Source organism: Corynebacterium sp. NPDC104732 (assembly GCF_055583565.1).
In genome coordinates, this window is the sequence record NZ_JBVJNS010000006.1 from 47,275 (window position 1) to 73,125 (window position 25,851).

Genomic DNA, 25,851 nt, shown 5'->3' on the forward strand with positions numbered 1-25,851 from the left:
GGAAAGCTCCTGAAAGATCGGGAAACCTGTCACCGTCTAGTGTATTGGCGCTTGCTTCCCCAGCCAGAGGATTGCGCCTGAAGTCACAGCAAGAAAAACGATAGCGATAGCAGCAACCCCCGGCATGCCGGTGAAGAGCAACATCGGACCGGCCGCCGCACCACCCACAGCACCAGCGATATTCATAGTTAGATCCGAGGCACCCTGTACTCGGGTCGCCTCCGTCCGGGTCTCTGCGCTTTCCGCCACCAGACCGGAACCTGCCACCAAGGAGGCGGACCAGCCCAAACCAACGCCCACCAGCGCGACCGTCACCACGGTGTGACTTTCTGGCAATAGGACAAGCGCTCCCGCCGACGCCACCAGGATGAGGAACCCAAGCCAGATCACCACGAGCTTGCCCACCTTATCCGCAGCAATACCGAACACCGGCGACAGACTAAACATGCCCGCGATATGCAGGCTGATCGTCAAACCGATGATGACCAAGCTTGCCCCGTGGTGGCTGAGATGCAGGGGTGTTACCGCCATGATCCCCACCATCGTCAAATGTGACACTGCGATAGCTAGCATGCCAATGAGTGCGCCGGTAGGAATTCCGTTCGTGCGCTTCGGACTACCGGTCTCCGGGGTAGTCTCGTGCCGCTCTGGAATGACTACCGCGGGATCCGGGCGAAGCCCGAAGAACAGCACCACGACACCGACTAGTTGTGCGGCGATGGAAAACAGGAACGGGCCAGCGAACTCGTTCAACCCCACAGCAGCGGCGACTCTGCCACCTGGGGCGATGAGATTGGGGCCGAGCACTGCTCCGAGAGTCGTTGCCCAAATGACAATCGACAAATCCCGGCTCTTGGTATCTGGGTGCGCGACATCCGCCGCCGCGAAACGCGCTTGCAGGTTCGTTGCGGTGGCGGCGCCCAACAGCACGAACCCCAACAGCATGATGGGGAAGCTATGTAGCTGGATAGCAAGGATCGCGAGCGCTGCTCCCACCGTAGCTACGAGCAACCCGATGGACATGGATGCCGCTCGGCCAAACCGCAAGACCAAACTCGCGAGCGGGACGGAAAACAGCGCAGCACCCACCGTGTTGAGTGTTGCCGACATACCCGTCCAGCCATCGCCACCAATATCGGCGGCGACCAGAGCGCCTACCGAGGTAGCCGCCCCCATACCGACGGCGCCTGCAATCTGCGCGATGATGAGCGTAGATAGTGCGCGGATGCGATACGTACGCAGATCAAAAACGTGGCTCACTATGCCTCCCGCTACTCACATAAGTGAGAGGGATTTTAATTAGTGCTGCTTAAGTGCGCAAAAGGATCGAGGTCCGAGAATGGGGAAAGATGCACTATCGTTTTAGTAGCTGTGGGGTGGAATGCCACTAGTTAAACACCTTGATCAGCTCGGTCACGCAGATGTAGACGAACGCCGCGGAGATCACTCCCATGAAGGTGTTGACCAGCCAACCGTTGCGCCATTCCTTTGGAGTGTGCTTGGTGTTCAGCAAAATGAGCAGTGTCAAACCCAAGAACGGCATGAAGAACGCCCCCAGCACACCATAGGCGATGACCAATGCCGTTGGCTTGCCCAGGAACAGTAGCAGCATCGGCGGAAACGTGAGCCACAGCAAGTACCAGCGGTAGTAACGTCCACCGACGTGAATCGCGGGATCGTCCTTAGGGAGCTGCTTCACATGGCCCACGAAGTCTGCGAACATCAAGGAAACACCGTTCCATACGCCGAGCACGGAAGAAAAGGCTGCGGCCCAGAACCCGACGAGGAAGACCTTGGCCATGATGGGACCGTAGCGCTCGTCCAGGATGACGGCGAGGTCAAGCAAACCGCGGTCGCCCTTTGCGACGGCTAGGTTCGCTGAATACAGCAAGTCCGCACCGATCAGAAGCATGGCGGCCACGAAGATACCAGTGACCACGTAAGCGACAGTATTGTCCAAGCGCATGACCCTCATCCACGATGGGCCGTGCCAGTTCTTTTCCGTAAACCAGTAACCGTAGGCTGCCAGCGTGATGGTGCCACCCACGCCACCTGCGAGTGAGAAAACGTACACGAAGGACCCGTCCGGAATCGTGGGAACGAGGCCAGAGGCGATCTCTCCAATATTTCGCAGGGACAGTGTGGCGATACCGCAAACCGTGAGGAACATGATGCCGACTAGAACGGCGATCACCTTCTCAAAAGTGCGATATTTCCCCAACCAGGTAAAAGCGAAACCAAGCAGTGCGGTGAGCACCGCCCACATCTCCAATGGTGTACCAGGGAACAGCGCTTTCAGTGGCATAGCGGAAGCGCTCATGGCGGCGGCGCCATAGACAAAGCCCCAGATCACGATGTAAGGGACGAAATACCAGGAGGTCCACTTTCCGAGCTCACGCCAACCGTGGAACATGGTATTGCCAGTAGCAAGGGTATAGCGTCCCACGCCCTCCACGAGCACGATCTTCATAACTGAGCCGGCGATGCACGCCCACAACAGGGCATAGCCGTACTTTTGTCCAGCGATCAAGGTGGCTACTAGATCGCCGGAACCGACGCCGGTGGCAGCGGCCACAAGGCCAGGGCCAATGATTGACCATTTTCTAACTTCAGGTTGTGTCATAGCACACACTATAAGTTACTGCAGAGGCTGACGTGGGCTTTTTGAAATCAATAGACAGCTTAGTCTGTTGTCTGGTAGGCTCCAGGGCACGATCCTGAAGCTCGGCCCACAATCCCCTTGAATTGGCCGACTGGCAACCGCATATCGCATGACGGTGCCCACAAGGGAAGATCGGCCCGCGATGTCACCTTCATCGTGGGAAGTGCGATTTTGGAAACGAGGCCATTGTTATGACCGCATCATATGCCCCCGGATTTGAGGTAGATCCGCTCCGTATCAAACTGTCCCGAAACTCGGGAGACTTCTTAGATGCCAGCCTTGTGCGTCGTGAAGGCAGTGCCTTCTTGCTCGCTATCGACGGTCGCGACCCGGTCTGGGCCTGGGTGCACGACCCGGAGTTGGTGGGCAATCTCTTTGAGTGGTTCGCCGACTGGGGGATAGCCCGCTATGACCATCAATACGGGTTGCTCAAAGTGTGGGCGGGAGGCTTCTTCGCTATCGTGCATCCGCTTGTTGCCGCGCCGGGCCAAGAAGCTAGGGTAGGGGAGCTGCTGAGCGACGTCATGCGGCGCAGTGTGGGGCAGCTCGGTTAGGAAATGTTTCGGTTCTATTACGATGCATCCGTTCTGGTGTCGAGGTAGCACATTTATGAATAGTGTTGTGGGTCACATGTAAGCGATGAGATGGGACCCACGGAAATGACGCATACTACCGCGACCTCCAACCGAACCAACCCGCCGCAGCAAACGCGCTGGGATAAAGCCTTTAACACCATCGAAGTGATAGGAAACAAGCTTCCCGAACCGTTCACGCTGTTCCTCATCCTCTTCCTTATTACTGGTGTGGCCTCCACAGTTATGCACTACATGGGGGTCAGTGTCCCCGTTCCCGGAAAAGATGAACTGACCATCAATGGCCTGTTCACCGGGGAAGGAATGACCTGGCTGACCACCAACCTGGGCAAGAACTACATCGGATTCCCGCCGCTGCTCACCGTGATGCCCATCCTTCTTGCAGTGGGCGTGGCGGAACGATCCGGCATGCTCAGTGCCCTCGTGCGCAAGCTGTTTGCTACGGCAAAAAAGTGGACGCTGCCGTACGCGGTGGGCATCGTGGGCGTGTCGGCCTCCATCATGGCTGACTCCGCCTTCGTGGTGATTCCACCACTGGCCGCCATGGTGTTCAAAGCCGCTGGCCGCCACCCAGTGGCCGGACTGCTCGGCGGATTCGCCGCCGTCGGCGCAGGCTACTCGACGTCCTTCTTCCCAACCAGCTTGGACGCATTGTTTGCTGGTATTACGAACGCGGTCATGCAGACCCTGCCCGGGACAGCAGCCACCGAAGTGAATCCGGTGTCCAACTTCTACTTCAACTTCTTCTCGGCGCTGATCCTCGGTCTGCTATCCGGCTTTATCACCGACCGGATCCTGGAGCCTCGCATGGAGAAAATCGGCGTCCCTACCGAAGAAACTATTAGCACTGAGGACGCCAAAACCCGCGGTGACCGCGATGAAGAGGGCAACGAGCTCTCCCCGCAGCTGAGCACCATCGAAAACAAGGCGCTCTGGATGTCCTTGTTCGCCTCATTTGTGCTGACCGTCGTGATCATGGCGTCGGTGTTGGTTCCCATCTCGCCGTGGCGTAACGAAAACGGCCAGTTCCTGCCGAAATCACCATTGCTTGACTCGATTGTCTTCATCGTCTTCGCCTACTTCATGGTGATGGGCATTGCCTACGGCGCGGTAATCCGCACCATCAAGGGCATGCCCGATGTGGTGAAAATGATGGGCCTGGCCATGAAGGACATGATCGAGTTCCTGGTCCTTGCCTTCATCCTGGGACAGTTCGTCGCCCTGTTCTCCTGGACGGGCATCGGCACCTTTACCGCAGTGAAGGGAGCAGCCTTCCTGGAATCCATGCACCTGACCGGCTTCGTTGCCATCTTGGCCTTCATCATCCTCGCCTCCTGCCTGAACCTGCTGATCATTTCCGGCTCCGCCATGTGGACCCTCATGGCAGCCGTCTTCGTGCCAATGTTTGCGCTGCTCGGCTACGAGCCAGCCTTCGTCCAGGCAGCCTTCCGCGTCGGCGACTCTGCTACTCAGGTGATGACACCACTGAACCCATACATGATCGTGATCCTGGGCCTGCTTCGTCGCTATGAACCGCAAGCTGGTCTCGGAACACTCATGTCTCGCCTCGTGCCCTTCGTTGTGCCGTTCTGGATGGCGTGGGTACTGATGCTGTTCGGCTGGTACGTGCTCGATCTGCCACTTGGCCCAGGTGCCGGAATCTTGATCCCCAACCAGTAACAATCACGGATAAGGACGCTCATGACTGACAAGTACACCCCGTCAACCGCTTACCTCGATCAGATCAACGCCCGCGTCGAAGAAAAGATTGCTACCGCGTCACCCGTTCCTACCGAACTAGGACATTATTCCGGGCAGGAGGAACTGTGGGACGGCGTCGATAAGGCAGCGCAGCAGTTCCACGAAGAGCTCGTCGAACTCGCCCTGGACCTGCATGCCCATCCAGAAACCGCCTTTGAGGAATTCCGTTCCGCAGAACAAATCACCAACCTGCTGCGCCGCCACGGTTTCGACGCACGCAAGGGGGTGCATGGCGTGGACACTGCCGTGCGGGCAGAATGGGCCAGCCCAGACTTCACATCCGGCGAGCACCCCACCATTGCCGTGATCAGCGAGTACGACGCGCTGCCCGGGATCGGCCACGCCTGCGGACACAACGTCATCGCAGCCTGTGGGCTCGGCGGATTCCTCGCTGCCACGCAGGTGCTGAAAGACAGTGACGCGCAAGGAAAAGTGGTGTTTCTAGGAACTCCCGCCGAAGAGGGGCACTCCGGGAAGGAGTATCTCATCCAGGCCGGCGCCTTCGACGGGATCGACGCCGCCGTCATGATCCACCCCTTCACCTACGACATCGGCAGCCACGTGTGGGTGGGACGTCGCAACCTGGAAGTGACCTTCCACGGCAAGCCCGCCCACGCCTCCTCCGAACCCTTCATGGGACGAAACGCTCTCGACGCGGCATCGCTGGCTTACCAGGCATTCGGACTGATGCGTCAGCAAATGCCCCCGAGCGATCGCCTGCACGCCATCATCAATGAAGGCGGAGAACGAGCCTCCATCATCCCGGAGACCGCCCGGATGAACATCTACGTGCGTTCGCTGTACACGGACACCCTGGTAGACCTGTCCCAACGCGTGGACGACATCATTACCGGTGCGGCGCTCATGGCTGGGGTGACCGTGACCACGAACTGGGACGTGCACCCAGCGACACTGCCGGTACGTAACAATCACGCATTGGCGGAACGCTGGCGGACAACGCAGGCTAGGCGAGGCCGGAATCCCTTACCTGCCGGGATCGTTCCGGAAACCCTAGCGGCCTCCACGGACTTTGGAAACGTCTCCCACCTCATCCCGGGGATTCACCCGATGGTGAAAATCGCACCGGTGGGGGTGGCGCTGCATACCAGTGATTTTGAACAAGCGGCCGCTTCCGACGCCGCAGCGGAGGGGATCCTGGATTCGACAATTGGGCTGGGGCAAGTGATCGTGGATGCGATCGTGGACCCGGCGCTGCTGGACGCGGCGCGAGCGGATTTCGCAGCTGCTGGGGAGCCGGTGCGGTGTAGTGAGCTGTTTAGCACCTAAGCTTTAGCTGTTATGCCTAAACTTCGCGCCCTCGATTTCCGCTCCGCTCCCTTCGCGCCGCGCTACTACGATTCCGACCCAGAAGGGCCTGAGACGGGCGCGATTGTGCTGCTCCACGGCACGTTTGGGAGCACTGCCTCTCACTTCGGGCTCGTGTTTCCCGAGTTGGCGCGCCACCACCGGGTCATTGGACTGGATTTCCAGCCAGTCCAGCAGGAGCTCACCGTGTCGCAATTGGTGGAGCAAACGCGACAGCTGATTGACGGTCTCGGGCTACAGCGTCCAGTGATCGTCGGCTATTCCTTGGGCGCAGTGGTAGCGGCGGCCTTTGCGGGTACCCACCCGGAGCTGCTGAGCCAGCTGGTGGTGCTGGCGGGCTGGGCGCGCAGCGATCAGCAGCAACATGCCCGCAACGATCTCTGGTTCCGGCTGCGCGAGACCGACGAAGACGCACTCCGCACCTTCACCGTGCTTTCGGTGTTCGGGCCGGAGTTCATCGCCTCGATGAGCCCACGGCAACTCGAAGCGAGCAGAAAGTCACTGGTTTTTAGCGCTTTCGGCGAAGCTCAAATGCGACTCAACCGGAGCGTCGATATTAGCGCGCTGCTGCCCAGCATCACCGCGGAGACGTTGGTGCTGTCGTGCACTCAGGACGCGATGGTACCCCCGCACCATCAACAACAGCTCACCGCCGCGCTTGCCGACGCCCACCTGCGCTATCTCCACGGCGGCCACGGCATCGTCTTTGAAGACCCGGATGCTGTCGTGCGGGAAATTCTCGAGTTCTTAGCCTGAGGAACTCCGTCGAACTCGCTGCGCGAGCTGCTCAATCTCCTCCAGTTCCAATTCCCGATCTGCGTGGGCGGTGCAATAGTCCAGGACCGCGTATCCGGCGTCCTGCAACCTTAAATGTGCTGACCAGCGCTGCTCGGCTACAGCGCGACAGTTGGCAGCTAATGACTGGATAGCGCCGCGTTCGCCGAGGAGTTCGTGTTGGAGGGCGCGTCGAGAAGCCAGCGCTGCGTCGGGAGTCTTGGTGGTGAGCGCACCGATGAGGTTGCCCATCGCGCCGTAACAGCGCTCGACCAGCTCGGCGTGGCGCACCTGATCCGCACCCCGGAAAACCAACCAGAGCGCAGCGATAGCGAACGCCGTGGCGATCGTGGTCTCCGCGATACGCGAGACAAGCACCGGCGCGAGCTCAGTGTGCGTGGCGCCACCCATGAGCAGCGCCAGTGGGGTAGTGAAAATCACCGTGATAGCGTAGTTGCGAACCACGAAAATTTCCGCCATGAACTGCGTGAATGCCAAGAAGAACAGCAACCCCCACGGGCCCGGATCTAGCAGGTGGATGAGGGCAAAAGCACCGATGCCGACGATGGACCCCACCAAGCGGTGCGCGCCGCGGATGGTTCCCGGAATCAGATCCGGTCCCATTTGCAGCATCATCACTGCCGAGACAATCGCCCAGTCCGGGCGGTCAAAGCCCAACGCGATGCCGACCACCGAGGCAGCCAGCGCCGCGGAAAGAATACGTACGGTAGTGACCGTCGCGTGGCTGTACCAGCTCGCGGACCGGTAGAGCCGAAATGTCACCGAGGGACGAGTATGCGGAATGGTGACGCGCGAGGTGTTGACGTAGGACGGTGAATCGCTGGCGGTGGCGCCAGTGTCGGTGAGACCCGCGGACAGCCGAGCTAGCTCTTGCTGAGCCGCTAGCGCGCGCTCTACCAACTGGGTACGGGATTGGTCGATAACCTTGCCTCCCCGCACCACCTTTGCATCGGAGAGCGCAAACCATGCATCAGCCAGGGCTGTTTCCGCCTGGTGGCGCCGCGCTACATTGACGCCTCCGCATTCCTGCAGCGCGGCGATTGCGCCTTCTAAGACCTCAACCGCTGATTCCTCCGGCTGCTGCGGGTGGACCAGGGCCGGTGCCATTCCGATCACGATTGCGCTCAGCGCACCGATGCTGGCAAACAGCGATACCTGCCAGGGCTCCACCCCTAGCCGAGGCGTCATCGTCGAGGCAGACGCCACCATCACGATGAAAAACGGTCCAGGTGGTGGCAGCCGAAGCGCGTTCGATACGAAGAGGAGTGCCCCGGCGATCGCGCAGGAAAACACCGCCGTGAGAAGCAGCCACCAGTGCGTATCACCAGCATTAATGTGCCCCCACACCGTTTGCCCTACCAGTGCACCTGAGCCGGTGCCCATGATGATGAGAGCCGCCGCGATCACCAACACTTTAATGCGAGTACGGAAGGGGTGCCCTTCGCCGTAAATGACAGTGCACGACCCGGCGGTGATCAACACGACCTCATGATCCAGCCCGAAGAGCAGCGCAAGGGAACCCGGAATCAGCATGGCGAGGGCCGCGCGCAGCGCGCCAGGCCAGCGCGGGCCGGGGGTGTGGAAGGCAGTGAGGAGTTGCCATGGATTGGGTGCTGGCGGGAGTTGCTCAACGAGTCGTTGGTCTTTGCCCGCCACATGTACTCCTTTGTCTGTTTTCTTCGCCATGACTATATAACTCTTCTTTGCGTGGGGTTGCCAGTTGTGATGGTTTTTCAGAACAAAAAAGACTAAGCGGTCTGTTTTGAGTAGACAAAATTGGTTTTTGAGTTTAAGTTAGATGCACAACTTAGTCTTCAAGTGAAAGGGAAGATCACCATGATCGTGACTGGATTACTCGTCGGCCTCCTGCTCGGCGCCGTTATGCAACGAGGCAGGTTCTGTGTCACGGGCATGCTGCGAGACATTTTCACCCTGAAATCATGGCGCAGCATCGTCGCCCTCCTGGTGGTCATTTCGGTACATGCCGTTGGCCTAGCTGGCCTCACGACGGCCGGGATCATCTCCCCCGAAGTAGACGATTTCGCCCCCTTCGCTGTGATTCTCGGCAGCCTGCTGTTCGGCTTCGGAATCGTCCTCGCTGGCGGCTGCGCCTCCGGTACCTGGTACCGCTCGGGCGAAGGCCTGGTGGGTTCCTGGATCGCTCTGATCTTCTACGGGCTGTCAGCTGCAGCAATGAAGCGTGGCGCGCTCCAACCAGTTAACGAGTTCCTCCGCTCCAAGACCATCCCGATCCGCACCATCCCGGAAACGCTGGGGGTTTCTCCGTGGTGGTTTGCGCTGGGGCTCACGGCATTCACTATCTATGCGGTGAACTTCTACCTGCAGCGTGACGCGCTGCGTGGCCGTAAAACTGCGCTTGACCTGCCACTGTGGCAGCGCCCGCTGCACCTGTACACCGCCGGTGCGCTGGTGGGTATCCTCGGCGTGATTGCCTGGCCACTCTCCGCGGCCTCTGGTCGCAACGGTGGCCTGGGTATCACCACGCCATCTGCTGACATCTTTAGCTTTGTGGTTACCGCGCAGGCGAAGCACCTGAATTGGGGAACCCTGCTCGTCGTAGGTATCTTGCTCGGGTCTTACTTCGCTGCGAAGGCTACTGGGGAGTTCCGCGTCCGCCTGCCAGACGCAATCCAGGCGCAGCGCTCGGTGTTTGGTGGCATCCTCATGGGTGTTGGCGCGGCATGGGCCGGTGGCTGCACCGTGGGTAACGGCATGGTCGAGACCAGCCTGTTCAGCTACCAGGGTTGGGTAGCGCTGCTGTTCACCGCGGTTGGCGTGGGCGCCGCATCGAAGGTGCTGCTCAAGCCGACGCAGAACACCGCACTTCCAGTGTCTGCATCAGAGTCCTCTGTCTCCTTTGCCACTGCTCCGGTAGCGCTGAAGGTTCGCACGGAAACTCAGCAGGGCCTGCGCCAGATCGCACCGAACACCTATGCGCTGGACACCCTCGGCGCAGTGTGCCCATTCCCGCTGGTTGATGCGCGTTCTGCGATGGCTAATCTCTCCGAAGGTGACTCCCTCGTCATTGACTTCGACTGCACCCAAGCCACCGAAACCATCCCGCAGTGGGCGACCGACCAGGGATACCAGGTCACTGACTTCAGTAAGAAAGGCAGCGCTGGCTGGCAGATCACTGTCCAGAAGTAGCGAGCGCCCGAGCTAGCTGCTCGATGTGCTCCGGGGTGTGCTCCGCCATTACGGTAACTCGCAAGATGGCGGCTCCCCGCGGCACCGTGGGGTACCGTATCGCTGGAACCCACAGCCCTTGCTCTTTGAGGGCAGCCGAGCGCTTCGTCGCCTCGGCTTCATCACCGACCGGGATGGGGATGATTGGGGAGGGGGATACCGGCAGATTCAGAAGCTGGCAAAGGTGCGTAACATTGCGGCGGAGCGCGGGGAGAGCTTCATCTACGAGCGTGAGCGCCGAACTGATCGCGGCTGCCGAGCTGGCAGGCACCGCGGTGGAAAACACATAGCTGCGGGCGCGATTGCGCAGCAGCCCAGCTACCTCCGAATTGCAGCAGACGAACCCGCCCTCGGCGCCGAGGGCTTTGCTGGCGGTTCCGATGAGGATGTCCGGAAGTGCGCACCCGAAGTATTCGACTGTTCCGCGCCCATGGTCGCCGAGCGTACCGACGGCGTGAGCATCGTCAACCATGAGCCACGCCCCGTGGTCCTGGCAAAGACGAAGCAGTTCCGGCAGGGGCGCGATATCCCCGTCCATGGAAAAGAGTCCATCGGTGATGACCAGCGCGTGGGTGGTTGTTCTGGCAGCTAGGAGGTCTGCCAATACAGCCATGTCACGGTGAGGAAACACCTTAAGTGGGGTGCGGGAGATCCGGCAGCCATCGATGATGCTGGCGTGGTTCAGGGAGTCTGAAAAGATCACCAGATCCTCCGTGAGTGTACCGATCGTGGCGATGGTGGAAAGATTCGCCTGGTAGCCAGTGGCGAACAGGACGGCGTCCTCGCTCCCAACAAACTGGGCGAATTCTGCTTCGGCCCTGCGGTGCCAGGTGGTGGACCCGGTGGTGAGACGTGACCCTCCGGAGCCAGCCCCGAATTCCTCGGTTGCTGCCGTTGCTGCGGCAATGACAGCTGGGTGGGCAGCCAGTGAGAGGTAGTTGGAGGAGGAAAACAACACGTAGTCGCGGCCGTCGATGGTGGCCACCGGGTGCTGGGCGGAACTGAAGATCCCGGGAGTGCGCAGCAGGCCTTGAGCTTGCCATTCTGCCATTGCGGTGCGGGCAAGATCCGTTAGGTGCATGGCCATCCCTCTACTAGTACGGGTGTGTGTTCCAGGTAATCGATGGTGTCGGCGATTTCTTCCTGCGGCCCGTTATAGAGGAATACGCGGGTGCCGATGGTGGCGCCTGGTTCTTTGCAGTTCGCCAGCCGATAGTAGGTGCCTTCGTGCGCGACATAGCCGGTGGTGTAGTTCGGGTCGTCGGAAATGCAGAGCTCAGCCACGATGTTTGGGTGAAAATTCACTTTGCTGGCCAGCGCCATAGCTTCAGCGAAATGCTGTTTGCCCTCGCGGACGCTAGAAACCACGTGGTCCATATTGGTCACCCGCACGCCACGATCTTCGTTGGGATCGAGGCGTTCGCCGGTGTGGGCGTCGATAAGCATGGCGCCCCGCAGGCCGGTGACGGTGTAGAGCAGTTCGTGGGCAGCTTCGCTCAGCCCGTGCTCACGTAGGAAGTCGGGGATAAACGTCTGGGACTGTGGCACTTCCACCACCTGCAGCGCTGGGACCCGGGTGATCTCTTCGGTCAGGAGAGTCGTTTTGATGTTGACGCTGTCGGGGACGCCGCCCGGGTGGGTGAGTGCGCGTTCGGTGAGGATGCTGATCACAGTTGCGATGTCGGCCTGGGGCACGATGCGTTCCGCGCCGGAAATGTGGGCGCCGGCGCGGGAGGCGCGCATCTTGATTGAGTAAAGGCTCATAACGCCATCTTAAACGGCGTTCAAATCAGCTGTGTTCCTAGCAAAGCGATAACGATAATCACGCCGCTGACCACCGCTCCCACCAGGAACGGACGCGCCCCCGACTTCAGCAGCGCCCGCGCCGTCACCGATGTGCCCAGCGCAAACATTGCTGCCGCAAACAACCAGGTACGCAGCGTATCGACGCCGTCCAACACCACCTCGGGAATCGGCAGGAAAGTCCGGGCCAGGACCGCCAAGATGAACATTTGCACAAACACCGGAACCAGCGTGGTCCAGCGGGTTTTCTGCTCACCGCCCATCCCGATCAGAGCCACAACTGGAGCAAGCAACAACACCCGGCCCAGCTTGATCGCCACCGCCAGCTCGACCACACCGGCCATCAAGCCACCAGCGACCACCTGGCCCACCTCATGAGTCGCCCCACCAATAAACAGTGCGCCTTGCTCCGGCGAAAAACCCAGCCCCCAGGCAACCAGCGGGCCGGCGAAAATCATCATGGTCCCCAGCACCACGATCACCGCAATCGCCGACGCAATCTCCTCAGTCTTACGCTTCGGCAGCACCGACTCCACGGCACTGATCGCCGCAGCGCCACAAATGGAGCATCCCGCGCCGATCATCAGCACATGCTCCCGCGACAACGACGACCACTTCGTGAGCGCATATGTGGTGCCAATGCCGCCAGCAACGATGGCGAGCACCACGCCCAGCATTGCAGGGCCAAGATGGGCAAGAGTGGCCAAGGAGATAGAAAAGCCCAGGATAGCCACGCCGAAGCGCAGCACTTTCTTCGCGGTGAATGCCACGCCAGGGTTGAGCGCACCAGAGACCGGACGGACGTTACCCACCACGATCCCCAGCACAATCGCGATGAGGATCAGCGCAGAAAACCCAGCAGCAGCACGGAATGCCAGATCCAGCGCATAGGCGGCGACCGCGCCGATCACGCACAATCCGACACCAGGAGCAAGCGACTTAACGGTAGTCATGTTTAGTTATTGTGCACCGTCGCGGGCATGAGGCCAAGTACAGTGGCGATTATGAGTTTGTTTGAACGTCGCTCCCGCCGGATGGGGCACACCTTCATTGAGCACACCCTTGAGCTGCCACTGTCTTACGAGGATCCGGCCGGGAAGAAGCTCTCTGTTTTCGCCCGCGAAATTCAGCGCGATGGGGGAGAAGACCTTCCCTTCCTGGTATATCTGCAGGGCGGTCCCGGTTTTCCAGCTCCGCGCCCCACGGGGATCGACGGCTGGATTGCTCCGATGCTCGACAAGTACCGCATTCTGCTGCTGGATCAGCGCGGAACGGGGCGCTCCACGCGAGTGGATGCCGACTCGGGATGGACCGCAAACGAACTCGCCTGCTTGCGTGCGGATTCCATCTGCCGTGATGCTGAGCAATTCCGCACCGCCCTCGGCGTGGACACATGGTCCCTCATTGGGCAGAGTTTCGGTGGTTTTTGCATCACCACGTACCTGTCGTTGTTCCCTAACTCCGTGGAGCGTGCCTACCTCACGGGCGGTTTACCGGCGGTGGGGGTGGAAGTCGATGACATTTATCGGGCCACCTACACGGCGCTGCGCCGTCGCCACGACGCCTTCTACCACCAAGTTCCGTGGGCAGCAGATCGGGTGGCGGAGATCTGCCACCACTTAAACAACACGGAGGAGCTGCTCCCGACAGGAGAGCGACTCAGCGCCCGCCGCTTCCGAACCATCGGCATTGAACTGGGCCGAGGCTCCGGGTTTGACACCCTCGCCTACCTGCTGGAAGAGCCATTCCACCAGGTGCGCGGGGAGAAGCGCCTGCGCTCGGACTTCCTCCTTGACGTCGGCTCCCGGGTGTCCTTCGCAGGCGGCCCGCTCTACGCAGTGCTGCACGAAACTCTCTATGCCGGCCCCGGCTGCGCGACCAACTGGTCGGCGCACCGCATTCGCGAGGAATTCGCTGGCTTCGAGGAAGGCGCCGACCATTACCTCACCGGCGAACACATCTACCCGTGGCTCTTCGAAGAAGACCCAGCGCTGCGTCCCTTCGCCGCCGCGGCGAACGAGCTGGCCACCCGCACTGATTGGCCTGCGCTTTACGACGTCCACAACCTCTCAAACTCCCCGGCTACCGCGGCAGCGGCTGTGTATGTGGACGACATCTTCGTGCCGTTTGCCTACTCCATGAACACCGCAGCCATGTACCGCGACTTGCGACCGCTCGTGACCAACCGTTTCCAACACGACGGACTACGCGTGGATGGGGCCGGAATTGTGCAGGAGCTCGATCGGATGCTGCTTGATCACTAGCCTCGCGTGTCTCATGAAGCAGGAACGAAAGAAGTGGCCTAGGCTAAGGGGAAGTTCCTCGTTGCCTCACATCCACTAGGAGAGGGTTTCATGGAGTTTTCCGCCATCACGGCCTATGAACAGCAAGAATTCGATCGCCTCGTCGCGAGCTTCGAAGTGCACCAGGAACATGTGCTCGACGTCGCTACTGTTTGCCCCGCCGCTTATTCGGGGTAGATAGGTGTCGTCTTCGTAGCCATTTTTGCTTATTGGCATTCCCGCGGGATTGACGCAACAGCGAATCCGCAAGGGGTCGGAAGACCCGACGTGGAAACTCGTCAGCAATATTGATCGAGGTCGATCAGGTTGTTAACCCCAGCTACACCCGTGGCACCGCTGCAAGCAGCTCGCGGGTGTAATCGGAGCGAGGGGTGGCGTAGACGTCGGCCACCGCGCCCCGTTCCACCACCTCCCCGTGGTGCATCACCAACACATCGGTGCAGATTTGACGCACGACCGACAGGTCGTGAGAGACAAAGATCATCGACATGTTATGCGCACTGACCAGATCCTCAAGCACGTTCAGAACCATCGCACGAACCGAAACATCCAGTGCGGACACCGGCTCATCGGCCAGGATGATGTCGGGTTTTACTGTCAGTGCGCGGGCGATCGAAATGCGCTGGCGCTGACCACCAGAAAACTCGTGCGGATAGCGGCCCAACGCTGACAACGGAATACCGACTTCTTCCAGCACCTCCCGCACTCGGGCCTGGCGCTCCGGACCAGACATCCCACGCAGGGGTTCCGCTACGCAGTCGGCGATGGTCATCCGCGGGTCCAGGGATGCGAACGGATCCTGAAACACCATCTGCGTGCTGCCCGTGACCGCAACGGTGCCGGTAGTTGGGATGTCGAGGCCAGAGATCATCCGCAGCAGCGTCGATTTTCCAGAGCCCGATCCGCCTACGATCCCGAGGCGCTGGCCCTTGCGCAGTTCAAAGGAAACGTCACGAACTGCGGTGGTTTCCGTGCGCTTGAGGAACCAGCGGCGCTGATACACCTTTCCGAGTTTGTTCGCGGAAACTACCACGTCACCAATTTCTGGGCGGATAGGCATGGCGAGCGCTTGTCCCTTGCGATAGGAACCGGCGCTGGCAGTGTGCACGGTGTACAGGTGTCCCTCCGCGTCGCGTGCCTCAAGGTCAGAGGCAGCCAACAGCCCGCGGGTGTACTCGTGAGACGGCGTGTTGAGAACCTCCGCCACCGGTCCATCCTCCACAATGGACCCGCTCTTCATCACGACCACCCGCTCGCACAGGGACGACACCAGCCCCAGATCATGAGTGATGAAAAGCAGCGCGGTGTCATGCTTTTCCGCAAGCGTCGCGATCAGCTCCAGGATGTGCCGCTGCACCGTCACATCCAGCGCGGTGGTGGGTTCGTCGCAGAGCAACAGCTTGGGTTTGTTCGCAAGTGCCATGGCGATGAGGACACGCTGCCGTTGGCCACCGGACATTTGGTGCGGATATCGGCTTGCCATGCCAGACTCCAGGCCAACGTCGTCGAGAAGCGCGCGGGTGCGCTCTTTTGCCTGGCTTTTCGACGCCGTACCGTGCACCACCATGACCTCAGCGATTTGCGCGCCCACAGGCATCAGGGGATTGAGCGCGGTCATGGGCTCCTGGAAAATCATGGAGATTTCCTCGCCACGCAGGCCAGCAAGCTCTGGTTCGCGCAGCTGCAGCAGCTCTTGCCCTTCGAAGCTGATGGAACCGGCGGCCGACAGATCGGGGTCCAACAATCCCATGATGGATAGCGCGGTGAGGGATTTACCGGAGCCCGATTCGCCGATCAATCCGACCCGCTCGCCAGGGGCGATCGTTAAGCTCACGCCGTGCACCAGCTCGTCGCCCTCACGGGTGCCGACGCGCAGATCAGAAATGGAGATCATAAGGAGTTCACCTTCATCGAGCGCCGGTATTTAGGGTCCACAAAATCACGTAGGCTATCGCCTAACAGGTTAAAACCGAGCACTGTTATGGCGATCGTTGCGCCTGGCCACACCGCAAGCATCGGGGCTGAAGCTAGGGAACTCTGCGCGTTTTGTAGCAACCGACCCCACGAAGGATCCGGCGGTGGGGTGCCCAGCCCCAAGAAAGAAAGCGCCGCCTCCGCAAGAATCGCCAAGGCAAAGGACACCGACGCCTGCACAATCAGCATGCTTGTGATGTTCGGAACCACGTGGCGCAGCGCGATCAACCACCCCGGAATCTGTGAATCGCGGGCAGCCAGGATGAAATCTTTGCTCATCACCTGGATGGTGCCTGACCGGGCAATACGGGTAAAAGCAGGGATCGAAGCCACTCCGATCGCCGCCATCGCCGTAACAGTAGAGGATCCCCACACCGCACCCGTCACGATCGCCAACAACAGGGCAGGGAACGCGAGCAGTACATCGGATACCCGCATCACCAGGCTTTCCATCCAGCCCCGTCGCATACCAGCGAGGACACCCAAAGGCGTACCGATTGCCGCGCCGATCCCCACCGCGACCACGCCCACAAGCAACGCAATCTGGGACCCCGCCATCATCTGAGAAAACACGTCACGCCCGTAGCGGTCCGTGCCCATCAGATGCCGCCACGAGGATCCCTGCAACCGCTCCGCGGGGATCGCATGGATCGGATCATAAGGAGTCCATACGAGGGACACGAGGGCAGCCACCACTACCGACGCCACAATAGCCAGGCCGATGCGGCCGGAAAGACTCAGTTTCATTGCGCCCTCGTTCGTGGATCGATGATGGAGTAGGCGATATCTACTGCCGCGTTAACCAAGAGGGTGAACATCACCAGCACCATGACGATTGTTTGCACGGTTGTGATATCGCGGCCGACGACGGCGTCGAGAAGCATGGAGCCGAGCCCCGGGATGGTGAACACCCGCTCAATCACCACGGCGCCCACTACCAGCGACGTCAGCTGCAAACCAGCCACGGTCACCACCGGAAGCGCCGCATTACGTAGGCCATGCTTCCGCAGCGCGCCGATGGTGGTCAGGCCCTTTGCCCGCGCAGTCCGCATGAAGTCATCCCGCATGATGTCCAGCACGGCGCTGCGCACATACCGAGTCATAATGGCCCCTTGTACCGCTGCCAACGCGCCGGCGGGAAGAACCAACCGTGACAGGAAGCCAGCAACGGAATACCCCGGTGGGACCCAACCATTAGCAGGGAACCACCCGAGCTGGACCGAAAACAAAGACACCGCCAGGACCGCAGCCAAAAATGATGGAATCGCGATACCCACCTGGGAAGCCGCAGTGATCAGCACCCCGTCCAGCGACCGGGTGCGCAGCGCCGCCCACGTTCCCAGCGGCAGCGCCACCACCAGCGATAACACCATTGCTGTGGCCACCAAGATCAGGGAGACCTGGATCCGATCCCACAACAACGGAGTCAGCTCAGCTCCCGAGGTGAGCGAAATCCCGAAATCGCCACGCAGAATCCCGCCGATCCAGGACACATACTGATGAAGGAGTGGCTGATCCAATCCCAGTTCGGTGCGTTTCGCGGCTACCGCCTCGGGTGTTGCGCTGACCCCCAGCGCGACCTCCGCCGGATCCCCAGGAACCACCCTGAGCAGGAGAAAGACTGCGACACTGGCGAAAAAGAACGTGGAAAGATAACGAGCGGCCTGGCGGATCATTGCAGTTTTCCTAACTTACCGAGGGCAATCCCATCGGTACGCACATCCGGGCTCACCCCGGTGATGTTGTCACGAGAGACCACGATATTGGGGAAGTTAAACAACGTGTCTGCGGCGGCAGCATCCATGATCTGATCCACTGCCTCGCCCATGTACTGCTGAAACTCCTCAGGGGTTCCCGCGTCCGCCTTGGTGAACAACTCCGTGGTGGCGGGGTTGTCATATCCCAGGTAGTAGCCCGGCGCGAACAGCGTGGTGAGGTCACGCGGTTCCACATGCGCGATCAGCGACATGTCATAGTCTTTGCCTTTGTGCACCTGCGACAACCACACTGCGGGGAATTCCACGGACTGGATGGTGACGTCCAGGCCGACATCCCGCAGCTGGGACACCACCAACTCAGAGATAGCGGTGGCGTAGGGCAGCGATGGGACGGTGAAAGTGACGTCGTTGTTGTCTTCCGTGATCCCAGCTTCTTTCAGCAGCTTGCGGGCCTTTTCTGGGTCAAAAGGGTACTGGTTGGAAGGCCGGAACCACGGGTCGGTTGGTGGTACGGGAACACCACCGGTGTCTTGGCCGTAGCCGTCCCAGGCGGTGTCGATCACGGCCTGCCGGTCAATGGCGTGCATGACGGCTTGGCGCACACGTACGTCGTTGAAGGGGGCGCGCTGGTTATTCATAGAGAGCAGCACTTCACCGTTGGTGGTGCCCACCGCCACATGGTAATTGCCGCGGGCGCGGAGGACGTCGATAAGCTCGGGCGACTGCATTGCCCACACCACGTCCACGTCGCCAGACTGCAGGGCGTTGGTGGCACCCACTGCGTCGGCAAAGTAGCGGATGGCGGCGGTGCGGTTTGCCGGCTGCTCACCCCAATAGTCCGGGCGGGCGGTGAATGTCAGCGACTGCCCAATCGCCCAGTGCTCAACCCGGTAGGGGCCGGTGCCTATCGGCTCTGACGCTAGCTTATCGACGCCATGAGGCGTCATCATGGCGCCCACGAAGGTTCCCATTGCCCACAACCATTGATTACTGGGGCGTTCCAGGGTGACCTTAAGGGTGAACTCATCCACTACTTCGGTGCTGTGGACGACTTTCATGTGGGATTTGAGTCCATTGGTCCAGGCGTCGGTTGTGACTCGGTCGATGGAAAACTTGGCGGTGTGGGCGGTGAACGCATCGCCGTTGGAGAACGTTACACCTTCGCGCAGGTGGAACAGGTACTCTCGGCCGTCGTCGGAACGTTCCCAGTGCGTGGCCAACAGGGGAGCAATGTCGCCGTTATCGTCGATCTGCACCAAGCCCTCATAGACGTTCTTCATCAGCGCACCTGGGATCGCGGCACCGGCAGTTCGGGTGAAATCGAGGGAAGCTGGTGGGCCAAAGGTTGCCACGATAACCGCATCCTCATCGGCAGTACGGCCAATTCTAGTGGCGGTGCTGCCCGCAGAACACGCGCTGACCAGCACAGTTGTGGCAAGCGCTAGGGTGGTGAGGGCGATGCGGAAATGGCGCATGTAATTCCACTCTCATTGTGAGGACTAGACACGCAACATTATAGGGATGCGGTACCCGATCCTTAACCCAGGGTGGTTTACACTCGCACCCGTGGCCCTTATCAAAGTAACGTCTCGATTCAGCGCCTTGCTGCGCTCGCCAGCTGCGCGCACGCTCGTAATCCTGACTGTGTTGCTTGCGCCGCTGACCTGGTTCCTCTACCGGGAATTCGAGGAAGCTACCAACAGCACCATTCGGGCCCTCTACGCCGTAGGCGTGGCGGCGCCCGCCTGCGGCATCGTGGTGGCAGTATTGAGTTTCATCGCTTTTGTGATCCGACGCCGACGGATCGTGCTTGAAGTAGGGGAGCAGGTCACGATCCCCGGCACCGGGGTCAGCTTCCCGCTAGCGGAGCTAGGCACCCTGCAGCTGTTTAGCAAAAACGGATACTCCTACATGGCCCTGTTGCCAGTCCACGTGACAGAGCGCTTGACGGCCCAAAGCGCCCGTAGTGGGCAGCACCACGTGCATGGTTACATTGTGGAATTTCCCGCACACCCCACAATTCACAGCTTCGAGCTGGCTGACCTTATTGTCGCAGCTCACGGCGACGTTCGTGTGGAAAAAATTGGCGCTGTATAACAAATGCGCTTGGTGAAAAATGGGCAAGTTGCCGTGAGATGAACTAACTTACAAGGGTTCCGTTTCATCAAACACAGGAAGAAACTCATGGATTCCATCAAAGTGGTCAACCAGGCCACTCCAGAGAACCCGAATGACAAGAGATTCCTCGGACTGAAAACCGATCCGGTGGTCTTTCTTGTAGCCACCGGCTTCATTATCGTCTTCGTGATCGGCACGATTATCGCCGGTCAGAAAGCGCAGGTTGCCTTCTCCAACATTGCTGGGGGATTGCTGACCAACCTGGGCTGGATGTACATCGGTGGTGTCTCACTGGCATTCCTGTTCCTCATCGCGGTTTTCGTCTCCCGCTTCGGCCGAGTCCGACTCGGCGATGATGACGACGAACCAGAGCACTCCCTCCCCGTGTGGTTTGCCATGCTTTTTGCTGGTGGAACTGGCGCGGTGCTGATGTTCTGGGGTGTTGCCGAGCCGATCAACCACTTCTACAACGTGCCTCGCGCTGACGTCGATGCGCAGACGCAGGCGGCGGCCCGTGAAGCAATGGCGTTCACCTTCTATCACTTTGGCATCCACATGTGGGTGATCATGGTGCTGCCCGGTCTTGCGCTCGGGTACTTCATCTATAAGCGCAAACTCCCGCCGCGTCTGTCGTCGGTGTTCGCACCGCTGCTTGGTACCCGGATCTACTCCACGCCGGGCAAGCTTATCGACGCCCTAGCCATCATCGGCACGGTCTTCGGCATCGCGGTCTCTGTGGGCCTGGGCGTGCTGCAGATTAACGCTGGTTTGAACAAACTGTACGGAGTGCCGGAAATCAGCTGGGTCCAGCTCGGAATCCTGCTGGTGGTCACCGTTATTGCCTGCATTTCTGTGGCCTCTGGCCTGGATAAGGGCATTAAGATCCTCTCGAACATCAACATCGCTATGGTTGTGGTGTTCCTGGTATATGTTCTGATAGCGGGGCCAACTCTCACCCTGCTGCGCGGCACGGTCGAGGCGTTCGGTATCTATGCAGAAGAGCTGCCAGAACTGATGTTCTGGACGGACTCCTTCCACCAAAACCCTGGCTGGCAGGGCAAATGGACCGTGTTTTACTGGGCATGGACGATCTGCTGGTCTCCGTTCGTGGGACTCTTCGTCGCCCGCATTTCTCGTGGCCGCACCGTCCGCGAATTCATCGCCGGCGTGCTGGCACTGCCTACCATCTTTGCTGTGGTGTGGTTCGCGATCTTCGGTCGCGCCGGCCTGGAGCTGGAATTTGCTGACCCAGGATTTTTGACCAAGCCTGTCGTAGTAGACGGTGACGTTCCGGCCGCCTTGTTCAAATTCCTGGAAGCGTACCCGCTCACTGCGATCGTCGCTCCAGTCGCGTTGGCAATCGTCGTCATTTTCTTCATCACGTCTATTGACTCCGCCGCAATGGTGACAGACATGATGTCCACCGGTGAAGAGAACAAATCCCCAACGTCCTACCGAGTGTTGTGGGCGCTGCTCATCGGTGCCGTCGCAGGTGCGTTGCTGCTGATTTCCCCAGAAACCGGCATTGCCACACTGCAAGAGGTTGTCATCATCGTGGCCCTGCCGTTCTTCCTCATGCAGTTCGTCATGATGTACTCGCTGATCAAAGGCATGACAGATGACTCTGCCGCCCGACGTCGCGTTGTGACCCGACAATGGGAGAAGACTGATACCGCTGAAAAACTGGAAGCACACGAAGCTCTCCCTGCCCCTGGCTACGACGAAGAAGGCAACGAACTGCCAGTGCTGCGCTACGAACATGACGACGAAGGTCGCATCGTCATCGCAGGTGACGTGGTGATCGCCGGCGACCTCGGGGTGGTCGGTGACGTGGACGAAGACCCACTGTCAGAATCCAAGCCCGCCATTGGCGACAGCCACCGCATCATCGAATCGATGTCCCCCAAAGGACGTGACGAGTAACTAGCTGCGAGCTGGTTGGTTGAGGTGTGAAACCCGGGAAGCGTTTCCCGGGTTTCGGTGGTTTTTGGGGCTGCAGGTTTGCTATTTGGGTGGTTTTGTTCCGAGATCCGGGTTATGCTTCCCGGGTTTTGCAAGAAAAAGGGAGGGGGGACCATAGTCCCCCTGAACCCCAAAATGCCACCCCTATGGGGTGGCATTCCATGCTTGGCAGGCTATACGGTTGGTAGCTCTGCTTTTGCGTCTTCGCGGAAGATGACTTCTTCCTTTGGGCGTTTGAAATCAACTGCGAGGCCGATCGCAGCGGCGATCACCACGGGGACAACCCAGCCGAGATCCATGCTGTGCATTGGGGACCAGCCGATCATTGGCTCGATGATGTTTGAGCCCCAGCCCAGGGAGTTGAAGCTCATCAGGGCTGCCCAGATGGTGGCAACCGGCAGGGCCAGCTTGAACACGGTGTTGATGCGACGTCCGAACACTGGCTCCAGCAGGACTAGGAAGATCAGTGCGATGGCTGGTGGGTAGAGGAAGCCGATGATGGGGCCGGCCACAGCGAGTACCGCATCAAGGCCCATGATGGACAAGGCGATGGCGATGAGGGTGAACAGGACGGCCCAAATGCGGTAGGACACGCCAGGCATGAGGTGGTTGAAGAACTCAGAGGTGGCGCCGATCAGGCCGACTGCGGTGGTGAGGCAGGCGAGGAGAACGATCGCGCCGAACACGATCATGCCGGGCTGCCCCATGGTGAGCTTGGCGGCGTCGGCAAGCAGCGATGCACCATTTTCGTACTTGCTTGGGTCCGGAATCACCTGGCCGATCACGCCGAGGCCCACGTAGATCACGGCGAGCAGACCACCAGCGATCACAGCAGCGGTGGAGACCCCGCGGACGAGGGTGTTGCCTTCTGGGAAGCCCTTGTATCGCAGGGCGTTCACGACCACGATGCCGAAGGCGAGCGCTGCGAGGGAGTCCATGGTCAGGTAGCCCTCGACTAGGCCGCTGGCAAGTGGGTGCGCGGCGTAATCTTCACCAACCGTGCCCGGGGTGCCATCCAGCTTGACCATGGACAACACGACCAGCACCACCAGCAGGATCAGTAGCAGTGGAGTCAGGGCCCTGCCCAGGGCGTCCACGATGCCGGCAGGGTTCAGTGCCAGCGCCAGTGCGATGCCGAAGAAGATGATGGAGAATACCGCGTTGGCGCCGGTGCCGCTGACCCCAGCGATGGGGACGATAGCGGTCTCAAAGCTAACAACGCCGGTGCGTGGCAGGGCGTAGAAGCAGCCGATGGACAGGTACACCAGCACCGGGAAAATAAGACCGAAGATGGAGCCGCCCCGTTTTGCCAGGTCTTGGACGTTGTTACCGGTCAGCGCAATCGCGATCACACCGACGACGGGGAGAGCGACACCGGCGAGGCAGAAACCAATGATGGCTGGCCAGAAGCTGGTGCCGGAGTTCACGCCGAGCATCGGCGGGAAGATGAGGTTTCCGGCGCCGAAGAACATAGAGAAGAGCATGAAGCTCGTCGTGAGGATGATGGTGGTACGCGACCTACTGCTCAGTGTGGCGGTAGTGGAGTCCGCGTTGGTCATGGGGAACCTTTCAAAAGTCTTATTTCATGGTGCTGATGACCCGGCCACAATGGGTGGTAGTGGCGCGGGGTCTGATCGAGCAAGAAGTTAAGGGGATCGGAAAAGATAGTACCGGCCGTCCCATATCTTGAGAAAATTTCTAGGACTTAAATCCAAATTTTTGGAGCTTTCTGCGATTTTCCAGGGAGTCTTCGGCGGTGAGGGCCAAAAGCTCAGCATAAATACCACCCGTTTGGGCGAGTTCGGCTGGGCTACCAACTTCGTCAACACGGCCATCAACCAGGGTGATGATCTTGTCCACACTCGCGATAGTCGACAGCCGGTGCGCAATGATCATGGTGGTACGACCCACCATCAACTCGTCCAGGCCTTTCTGCACCGCGCGCTCCGCCTTGGTATCGAGCGCCGACGTGGCCTCGTCCAGCACCAGCACCGGCGCGTCCTTGAGGATCGCGCGGGCCACCGCCACGCGCTGCTTCTGGCCACCGGACAGACGAAGTCCGCGCTCACCGATGACGGTGTCGTAGTCGTCGGCAAACTTTGTGATGAACTCGTGTGCATTCGCTTTCCTCGCGGCGTCCAGGATCTCTGCCTCGCTCGCCCCCGGGCGACCATAGGCGATGTTCTCCCGGATCGTGCCGGAAAACAGCGCCGCCTCCTGGAACACCACACCCACGGATGCGCGTAGCGTGGCGTTGTCCAGTTCCGCGACATCGCGCCCGCACACGGTCATGCTGCCGGAACTCGGCCGATACAGCCCCAACAGCAGATTCACCAGGGTGGATTTGCCACCACCCGACTCACCGACCAATGCGATCCGCTCCCCGGCCGTCGCAGAGAAGGTCACGTCGTGGATGACCTGCTCGTCGGTGTAGCCGAAGCTCACACTGTTAAAACCGATCACCGGTTCGTCGGGGCGCGGGGTGAGGGGCTGAGCTTGCTCGGGCGCCAGCTCCGGTGCTGAGCTTGCCGACGTCGCAGCCAACAGTTGCTTATTCGCCGTCGGCTCCGGGACCTGCGCCATCACCTCAAAGTAGTCCTTGGAACCCGCCACAGCGCGCTGCGCCGTGTCCACGAGGTAGCTCATCATGAACACCGGTTGTTTTGCCATGTTGATGAGCTGCAGCAGCAACACCAGGTCGCCCAACGTGAAGTAGCCGTGGAGGGTGCGGTAGAACAGCACGGCATAGATGCCGAAGAACACCAGGTTTAGGGCGCTGCCACGTGCGAAATCCATGGTGTGCCAGTAGCGGGACTGCTGCCGGGTCAGCGACACCGTGCGAGCATACCGGGCACCGAACCCGCCTAACTCGCGCAGCTCGGAGACGAAGGATTTGACCACCTTCACCTGGCCCACGACCTCCGCGAAGCGACCACCGGCTTGGTCGATTTCGCTGTTTTTCTCGCCTTCAATGCGCTGCCACTTCTTGGAGGTCAGGGTTGTCAGCCACATGTACAGCGGGAAAATGATGGCCAGGAGTGCCGCCAGCGGCCAGTAGTACCACCCTGTGATCGCCAGCACCGCGACGGTGGTGATGAGCATGGGGAAGAAGTTGTTGGAAAAGGACTGGAGGAATTGAGTGATCGACGTGATCGACCTGTCCAGGCGTGCGATGATCGTGCCGGTCACCTGGTTATCAAAGTATTTCTGCGGCAGGCTGAGCAACCGGGCGAAATACCGTGTGGAGAGAATCTGACGCATCCGGGCCGCCATCACATCGCCCACGTATCCGCCCAGATTGTGGATGGTGGTGTTGGCCAGCTCCGCGACTAGCAACGCCACCGCGAGCATGACAATGGTTCGAGTGACGCTGTCTGGGGTGACCTCACCACTGACAGCGGACACGATCGTGTTGGTGGCCGACCGCAGAATAAACGGCGTGACCAGCGACAGCGCCGCCACCGATACCGAGGCGCAAATGACGCCGAGATAAAAGGGCCAGAGAGCGGAAGTGCTCCGCAAGATTCGAGCTAAAGAACGCACAGCTTTCCCATCAAAATAGTTGGTGACCTAGCTACAATATCCCTTTGAGACGGGCAACGGTCCGTGAGAAGTTACATAACAAGGTG

General features: G+C 60.0%; 21 protein-coding genes and 1 riboswitch. Of the genes, 8 read left to right on the top strand and 13 right to left on the bottom strand.

Translation table 11 applies throughout. The annotated features are described in order from the left end of the window. Positions 1-36: 36 nt before the first annotated feature. Together ACZ6ZO_RS05970 and ACZ6ZO_RS05975 are read right to left on the bottom strand one after the other, a co-directional pair. Positions 37-1,260, bottom strand: coding sequence for an MFS transporter (locus tag ACZ6ZO_RS05970; protein ID WP_465291281.1), 1,224 nt, complete (start codon positions 1,258-1,260; stop codon positions 37-39). A gap of 127 nt (positions 1,261-1,387) precedes the next feature. Next, a complete protein-coding gene (locus ACZ6ZO_RS05975; RefSeq protein ID WP_465291283.1) occupies positions 1,388-2,623 on the bottom strand; it encodes an Nramp family divalent metal transporter in 1,236 nt (411 codons plus the stop codon). A gap of 90 nt (positions 2,624-2,713) precedes the next feature. Continuing rightward, positions 2,714-2,834: riboswitch (SAM riboswitch) on the top strand. A gap of 19 nt (positions 2,835-2,853) precedes the next feature. Between ACZ6ZO_RS05975 and ACZ6ZO_RS05980 the strand changes: the two genes are divergently transcribed. From ACZ6ZO_RS05980 to ACZ6ZO_RS05995, 4 genes are all read left to right on the top strand, one after another. After that, a complete protein-coding gene (locus ACZ6ZO_RS05980; protein WP_182385695.1) occupies positions 2,854-3,216 on the top strand; it encodes a hypothetical protein in 363 nt (120 codons plus the stop codon). A gap of 105 nt (positions 3,217-3,321) precedes the next feature. Then, positions 3,322-4,935 carry an AbgT family transporter gene (locus tag ACZ6ZO_RS05985; RefSeq protein WP_465291285.1) on the top strand — a complete coding sequence of 538 codons (1,614 nt, stop codon included), beginning with the start codon at positions 3,322-3,324 and terminating at the stop codon, positions 4,933-4,935. A gap of 21 nt (positions 4,936-4,956) precedes the next feature. Then, positions 4,957-6,303 carry a M20 family metallopeptidase gene (locus tag ACZ6ZO_RS05990; RefSeq protein ID WP_465291287.1) on the top strand — a complete coding sequence of 449 codons (1,347 nt, stop codon included), beginning with the start codon at positions 4,957-4,959 and terminating at the stop codon, positions 6,301-6,303. A gap of 12 nt (positions 6,304-6,315) precedes the next feature. After that, the gene (locus tag ACZ6ZO_RS05995; RefSeq protein WP_465291289.1) at positions 6,316-7,098 is read left to right on the top strand and encodes an alpha/beta fold hydrolase; all 783 of its coding nucleotides are present in this window, start codon (positions 6,316-6,318) and stop codon (positions 7,096-7,098) included. Here the strand turns inward: ACZ6ZO_RS05995 and ACZ6ZO_RS06000 are convergent. Continuing rightward, entirely contained in the window at positions 7,090-8,793 is a 1,704-nt protein-coding gene (locus ACZ6ZO_RS06000; protein ID WP_465291291.1) for an FUSC family protein, read from the bottom strand. The genes ACZ6ZO_RS05995 and ACZ6ZO_RS06000 overlap by 9 nt on opposite strands. Before the next feature lie 180 nt (positions 8,794-8,973). On the opposite strand from ACZ6ZO_RS06000, the gene ACZ6ZO_RS06005 reads away from it, so the two are divergent. Further along, complete coding sequence (locus tag ACZ6ZO_RS06005) at positions 8,974-10,305, top strand: YeeE/YedE thiosulfate transporter family protein (RefSeq protein ID WP_465291293.1); 1,332 nt, start codon at positions 8,974-8,976, stop codon at positions 10,303-10,305. Here ACZ6ZO_RS06005 and ACZ6ZO_RS06010 read toward each other — a convergent pair. The 3 genes from ACZ6ZO_RS06010 to ACZ6ZO_RS06020 are packed head-to-tail and all read right to left on the bottom strand — an operon-like array spanning position 10,289 to position 13,100. After that, positions 10,289-11,425, bottom strand: coding sequence for an aminotransferase class I/II-fold pyridoxal phosphate-dependent enzyme (locus ACZ6ZO_RS06010; RefSeq protein ID WP_465291295.1), 1,137 nt, complete (start codon positions 11,423-11,425; stop codon positions 10,289-10,291). The genes ACZ6ZO_RS06005 and ACZ6ZO_RS06010 overlap by 17 nt on opposite strands. Next, a complete protein-coding gene (locus ACZ6ZO_RS06015) occupies positions 11,416-12,108 on the bottom strand; it encodes a 6-carboxyhexanoate--CoA ligase (RefSeq protein ID WP_208767828.1) in 693 nt (230 codons plus the stop codon). Before ACZ6ZO_RS06015 ends, ACZ6ZO_RS06010 begins: the two co-directional genes overlap by 10 nt. Positions 12,109-12,128: 20 nt before the next feature. Continuing rightward, on the bottom strand, positions 12,129-13,100 hold the full coding sequence (locus tag ACZ6ZO_RS06020; protein WP_465291297.1) for a YeiH family protein: 972 nt from the start codon (positions 13,098-13,100) through the stop codon (positions 12,129-12,131). 57 nt (positions 13,101-13,157) lie between these two features. Here ACZ6ZO_RS06020 and ACZ6ZO_RS06025 point away from each other — a divergent pair, with 57 nt between their 5' ends. Further along, positions 13,158-14,411: an alpha/beta fold hydrolase gene (locus tag ACZ6ZO_RS06025; RefSeq protein ID WP_465291414.1), complete on the top strand. Its 1,254-nt coding sequence runs from the start codon at positions 13,158-13,160 to the stop codon at positions 14,409-14,411. 75 nt (positions 14,412-14,486) lie between these two features. Here the strand turns inward: ACZ6ZO_RS06025 and ACZ6ZO_RS06030 are convergent, their stop codons facing one another. The 5 genes from ACZ6ZO_RS06030 to ACZ6ZO_RS06050 form a co-directional block, all read right to left on the bottom strand. Continuing rightward, positions 14,487-14,666: a hypothetical protein gene (locus ACZ6ZO_RS06030; protein ID WP_465291299.1), complete on the bottom strand. Its 180-nt coding sequence runs from the start codon at positions 14,664-14,666 to the stop codon at positions 14,487-14,489. 103 nt (positions 14,667-14,769) lie between these two features. Beyond that, positions 14,770-16,344: a dipeptide ABC transporter ATP-binding protein gene (locus ACZ6ZO_RS06035; RefSeq protein WP_465291301.1), complete on the bottom strand. Its 1,575-nt coding sequence runs from the start codon at positions 16,342-16,344 to the stop codon at positions 14,770-14,772. Beyond that, on the bottom strand, positions 16,341-17,171 hold the full coding sequence (locus ACZ6ZO_RS06040; RefSeq protein ID WP_465291303.1) for an ABC transporter permease: 831 nt from the start codon (positions 17,169-17,171) through the stop codon (positions 16,341-16,343). Before ACZ6ZO_RS06040 ends, ACZ6ZO_RS06035 begins: the two co-directional genes overlap by 4 nt. Beyond that, a complete protein-coding gene (locus ACZ6ZO_RS06045; RefSeq protein WP_465291305.1) occupies positions 17,168-18,100 on the bottom strand; it encodes an ABC transporter permease in 933 nt (310 codons plus the stop codon). Before ACZ6ZO_RS06045 ends, ACZ6ZO_RS06040 begins: the two co-directional genes overlap by 4 nt. Beyond that, the gene (locus ACZ6ZO_RS06050; RefSeq protein WP_465291307.1) at positions 18,097-19,617 is read right to left on the bottom strand and encodes an ABC transporter substrate-binding protein; all 1,521 of its coding nucleotides are present in this window, start codon (positions 19,615-19,617) and stop codon (positions 18,097-18,099) included. The genes ACZ6ZO_RS06045 and ACZ6ZO_RS06050 overlap by 4 nt, the downstream gene beginning before the upstream one ends. 91 nt (positions 19,618-19,708) lie before the next feature. Between ACZ6ZO_RS06050 and ACZ6ZO_RS06055 the strand changes: the two genes are divergently transcribed. Beyond that, positions 19,709-20,239 (top strand): hypothetical protein, encoded by a 531-nt coding sequence (locus tag ACZ6ZO_RS06055; RefSeq protein WP_465291309.1) that lies wholly within the window; start codon positions 19,709-19,711, stop codon positions 20,237-20,239. A gap of 87 nt (positions 20,240-20,326) precedes the next feature. Then, a complete protein-coding gene (locus ACZ6ZO_RS06060; protein WP_465291311.1) occupies positions 20,327-22,183 on the top strand; it encodes a BCCT family transporter in 1,857 nt (618 codons plus the stop codon). A 212-nt stretch (positions 22,184-22,395) separates the two neighbouring features. On the opposite strand, the gene brnQ is transcribed toward ACZ6ZO_RS06060, so the two are convergent. Continuing rightward, positions 22,396-23,781 (bottom strand): branched-chain amino acid transport system II carrier protein, encoded by a 1,386-nt coding sequence (brnQ, locus tag ACZ6ZO_RS06065; protein WP_465291313.1) that lies wholly within the window; start codon positions 23,779-23,781, stop codon positions 22,396-22,398. Between the two features lie 139 nt (positions 23,782-23,920). Continuing rightward, the gene (locus ACZ6ZO_RS06070) at positions 23,921-25,765 is read right to left on the bottom strand and encodes an ABC transporter ATP-binding protein (RefSeq protein ID WP_182385711.1); all 1,845 of its coding nucleotides are present in this window, start codon (positions 25,763-25,765) and stop codon (positions 23,921-23,923) included. Between the last annotated feature and the right edge of the window lie 86 nt (positions 25,766-25,851).

What these genes read in the sequence shown, in the direction of transcription:
- ACZ6ZO_RS06005 (WP_465291293.1), top strand. Translation starts at nt 8,974, where the DNA reads ATGATCGTGACTGGATTACTCGTCGGCCTCCTGCTCGGCGCCGTTATG.
- ACZ6ZO_RS06035 (WP_465291301.1), bottom strand. Translation starts at nt 16,344, where the DNA reads ATGATCTCCATTTCTGATCTGCGCGTCGGCACCCGTGAGGGCGACGAG.
- brnQ (WP_465291313.1), bottom strand. Translation starts at nt 23,781, where the DNA reads ATGACCAACGCGGACTCCACTACCGCCACACTGAGCAGTAGGTCGCGT.
- ACZ6ZO_RS05995 (WP_465291289.1), top strand. Translation starts at nt 6,316, where the DNA reads ATGCCTAAACTTCGCGCCCTCGATTTCCGCTCCGCTCCCTTCGCGCCG.
- ACZ6ZO_RS05985 (WP_465291285.1), top strand. Translation starts at nt 3,322, where the DNA reads ATGACGCATACTACCGCGACCTCCAACCGAACCAACCCGCCGCAGCAA.
- ACZ6ZO_RS06020 (WP_465291297.1), bottom strand. Translation starts at nt 13,100, where the DNA reads ATGACTACCGTTAAGTCGCTTGCTCCTGGTGTCGGATTGTGCGTGATC.
- ACZ6ZO_RS06015 (WP_208767828.1), bottom strand. Translation starts at nt 12,108, where the DNA reads ATGAGCCTTTACTCAATCAAGATGCGCGCCTCCCGCGCCGGCGCCCAC.
- ACZ6ZO_RS06040 (WP_465291303.1), bottom strand. Translation starts at nt 17,171, where the DNA reads ATGAAACTGAGTCTTTCCGGCCGCATCGGCCTGGCTATTGTGGCGTCG.
- ACZ6ZO_RS06060 (WP_465291311.1), top strand. Translation starts at nt 20,327, where the DNA reads ATGGATTCCATCAAAGTGGTCAACCAGGCCACTCCAGAGAACCCGAAT.
- ACZ6ZO_RS05990 (WP_465291287.1), top strand. Translation starts at nt 4,957, where the DNA reads ATGACTGACAAGTACACCCCGTCAACCGCTTACCTCGATCAGATCAAC.
- ACZ6ZO_RS06010 (WP_465291295.1), bottom strand. Translation starts at nt 11,425, where the DNA reads ATGCACCTAACGGATCTTGCCCGCACCGCAATGGCAGAATGGCAAGCT.
- ACZ6ZO_RS06030 (WP_465291299.1), bottom strand. Translation starts at nt 14,666, where the DNA reads ATGCCAATAAGCAAAAATGGCTACGAAGACGACACCTATCTACCCCGA.
- ACZ6ZO_RS06045 (WP_465291305.1), bottom strand. Translation starts at nt 18,100, where the DNA reads ATGATCCGCCAGGCCGCTCGTTATCTTTCCACGTTCTTTTTCGCCAGT.
- ACZ6ZO_RS05980 (WP_182385695.1), top strand. Translation starts at nt 2,854, where the DNA reads ATGACCGCATCATATGCCCCCGGATTTGAGGTAGATCCGCTCCGTATC.
- ACZ6ZO_RS06050 (WP_465291307.1), bottom strand. Translation starts at nt 19,617, where the DNA reads ATGCGCCATTTCCGCATCGCCCTCACCACCCTAGCGCTTGCCACAACT.
- ACZ6ZO_RS05975 (WP_465291283.1), bottom strand. Translation starts at nt 2,623, where the DNA reads ATGACACAACCTGAAGTTAGAAAATGGTCAATCATTGGCCCTGGCCTT.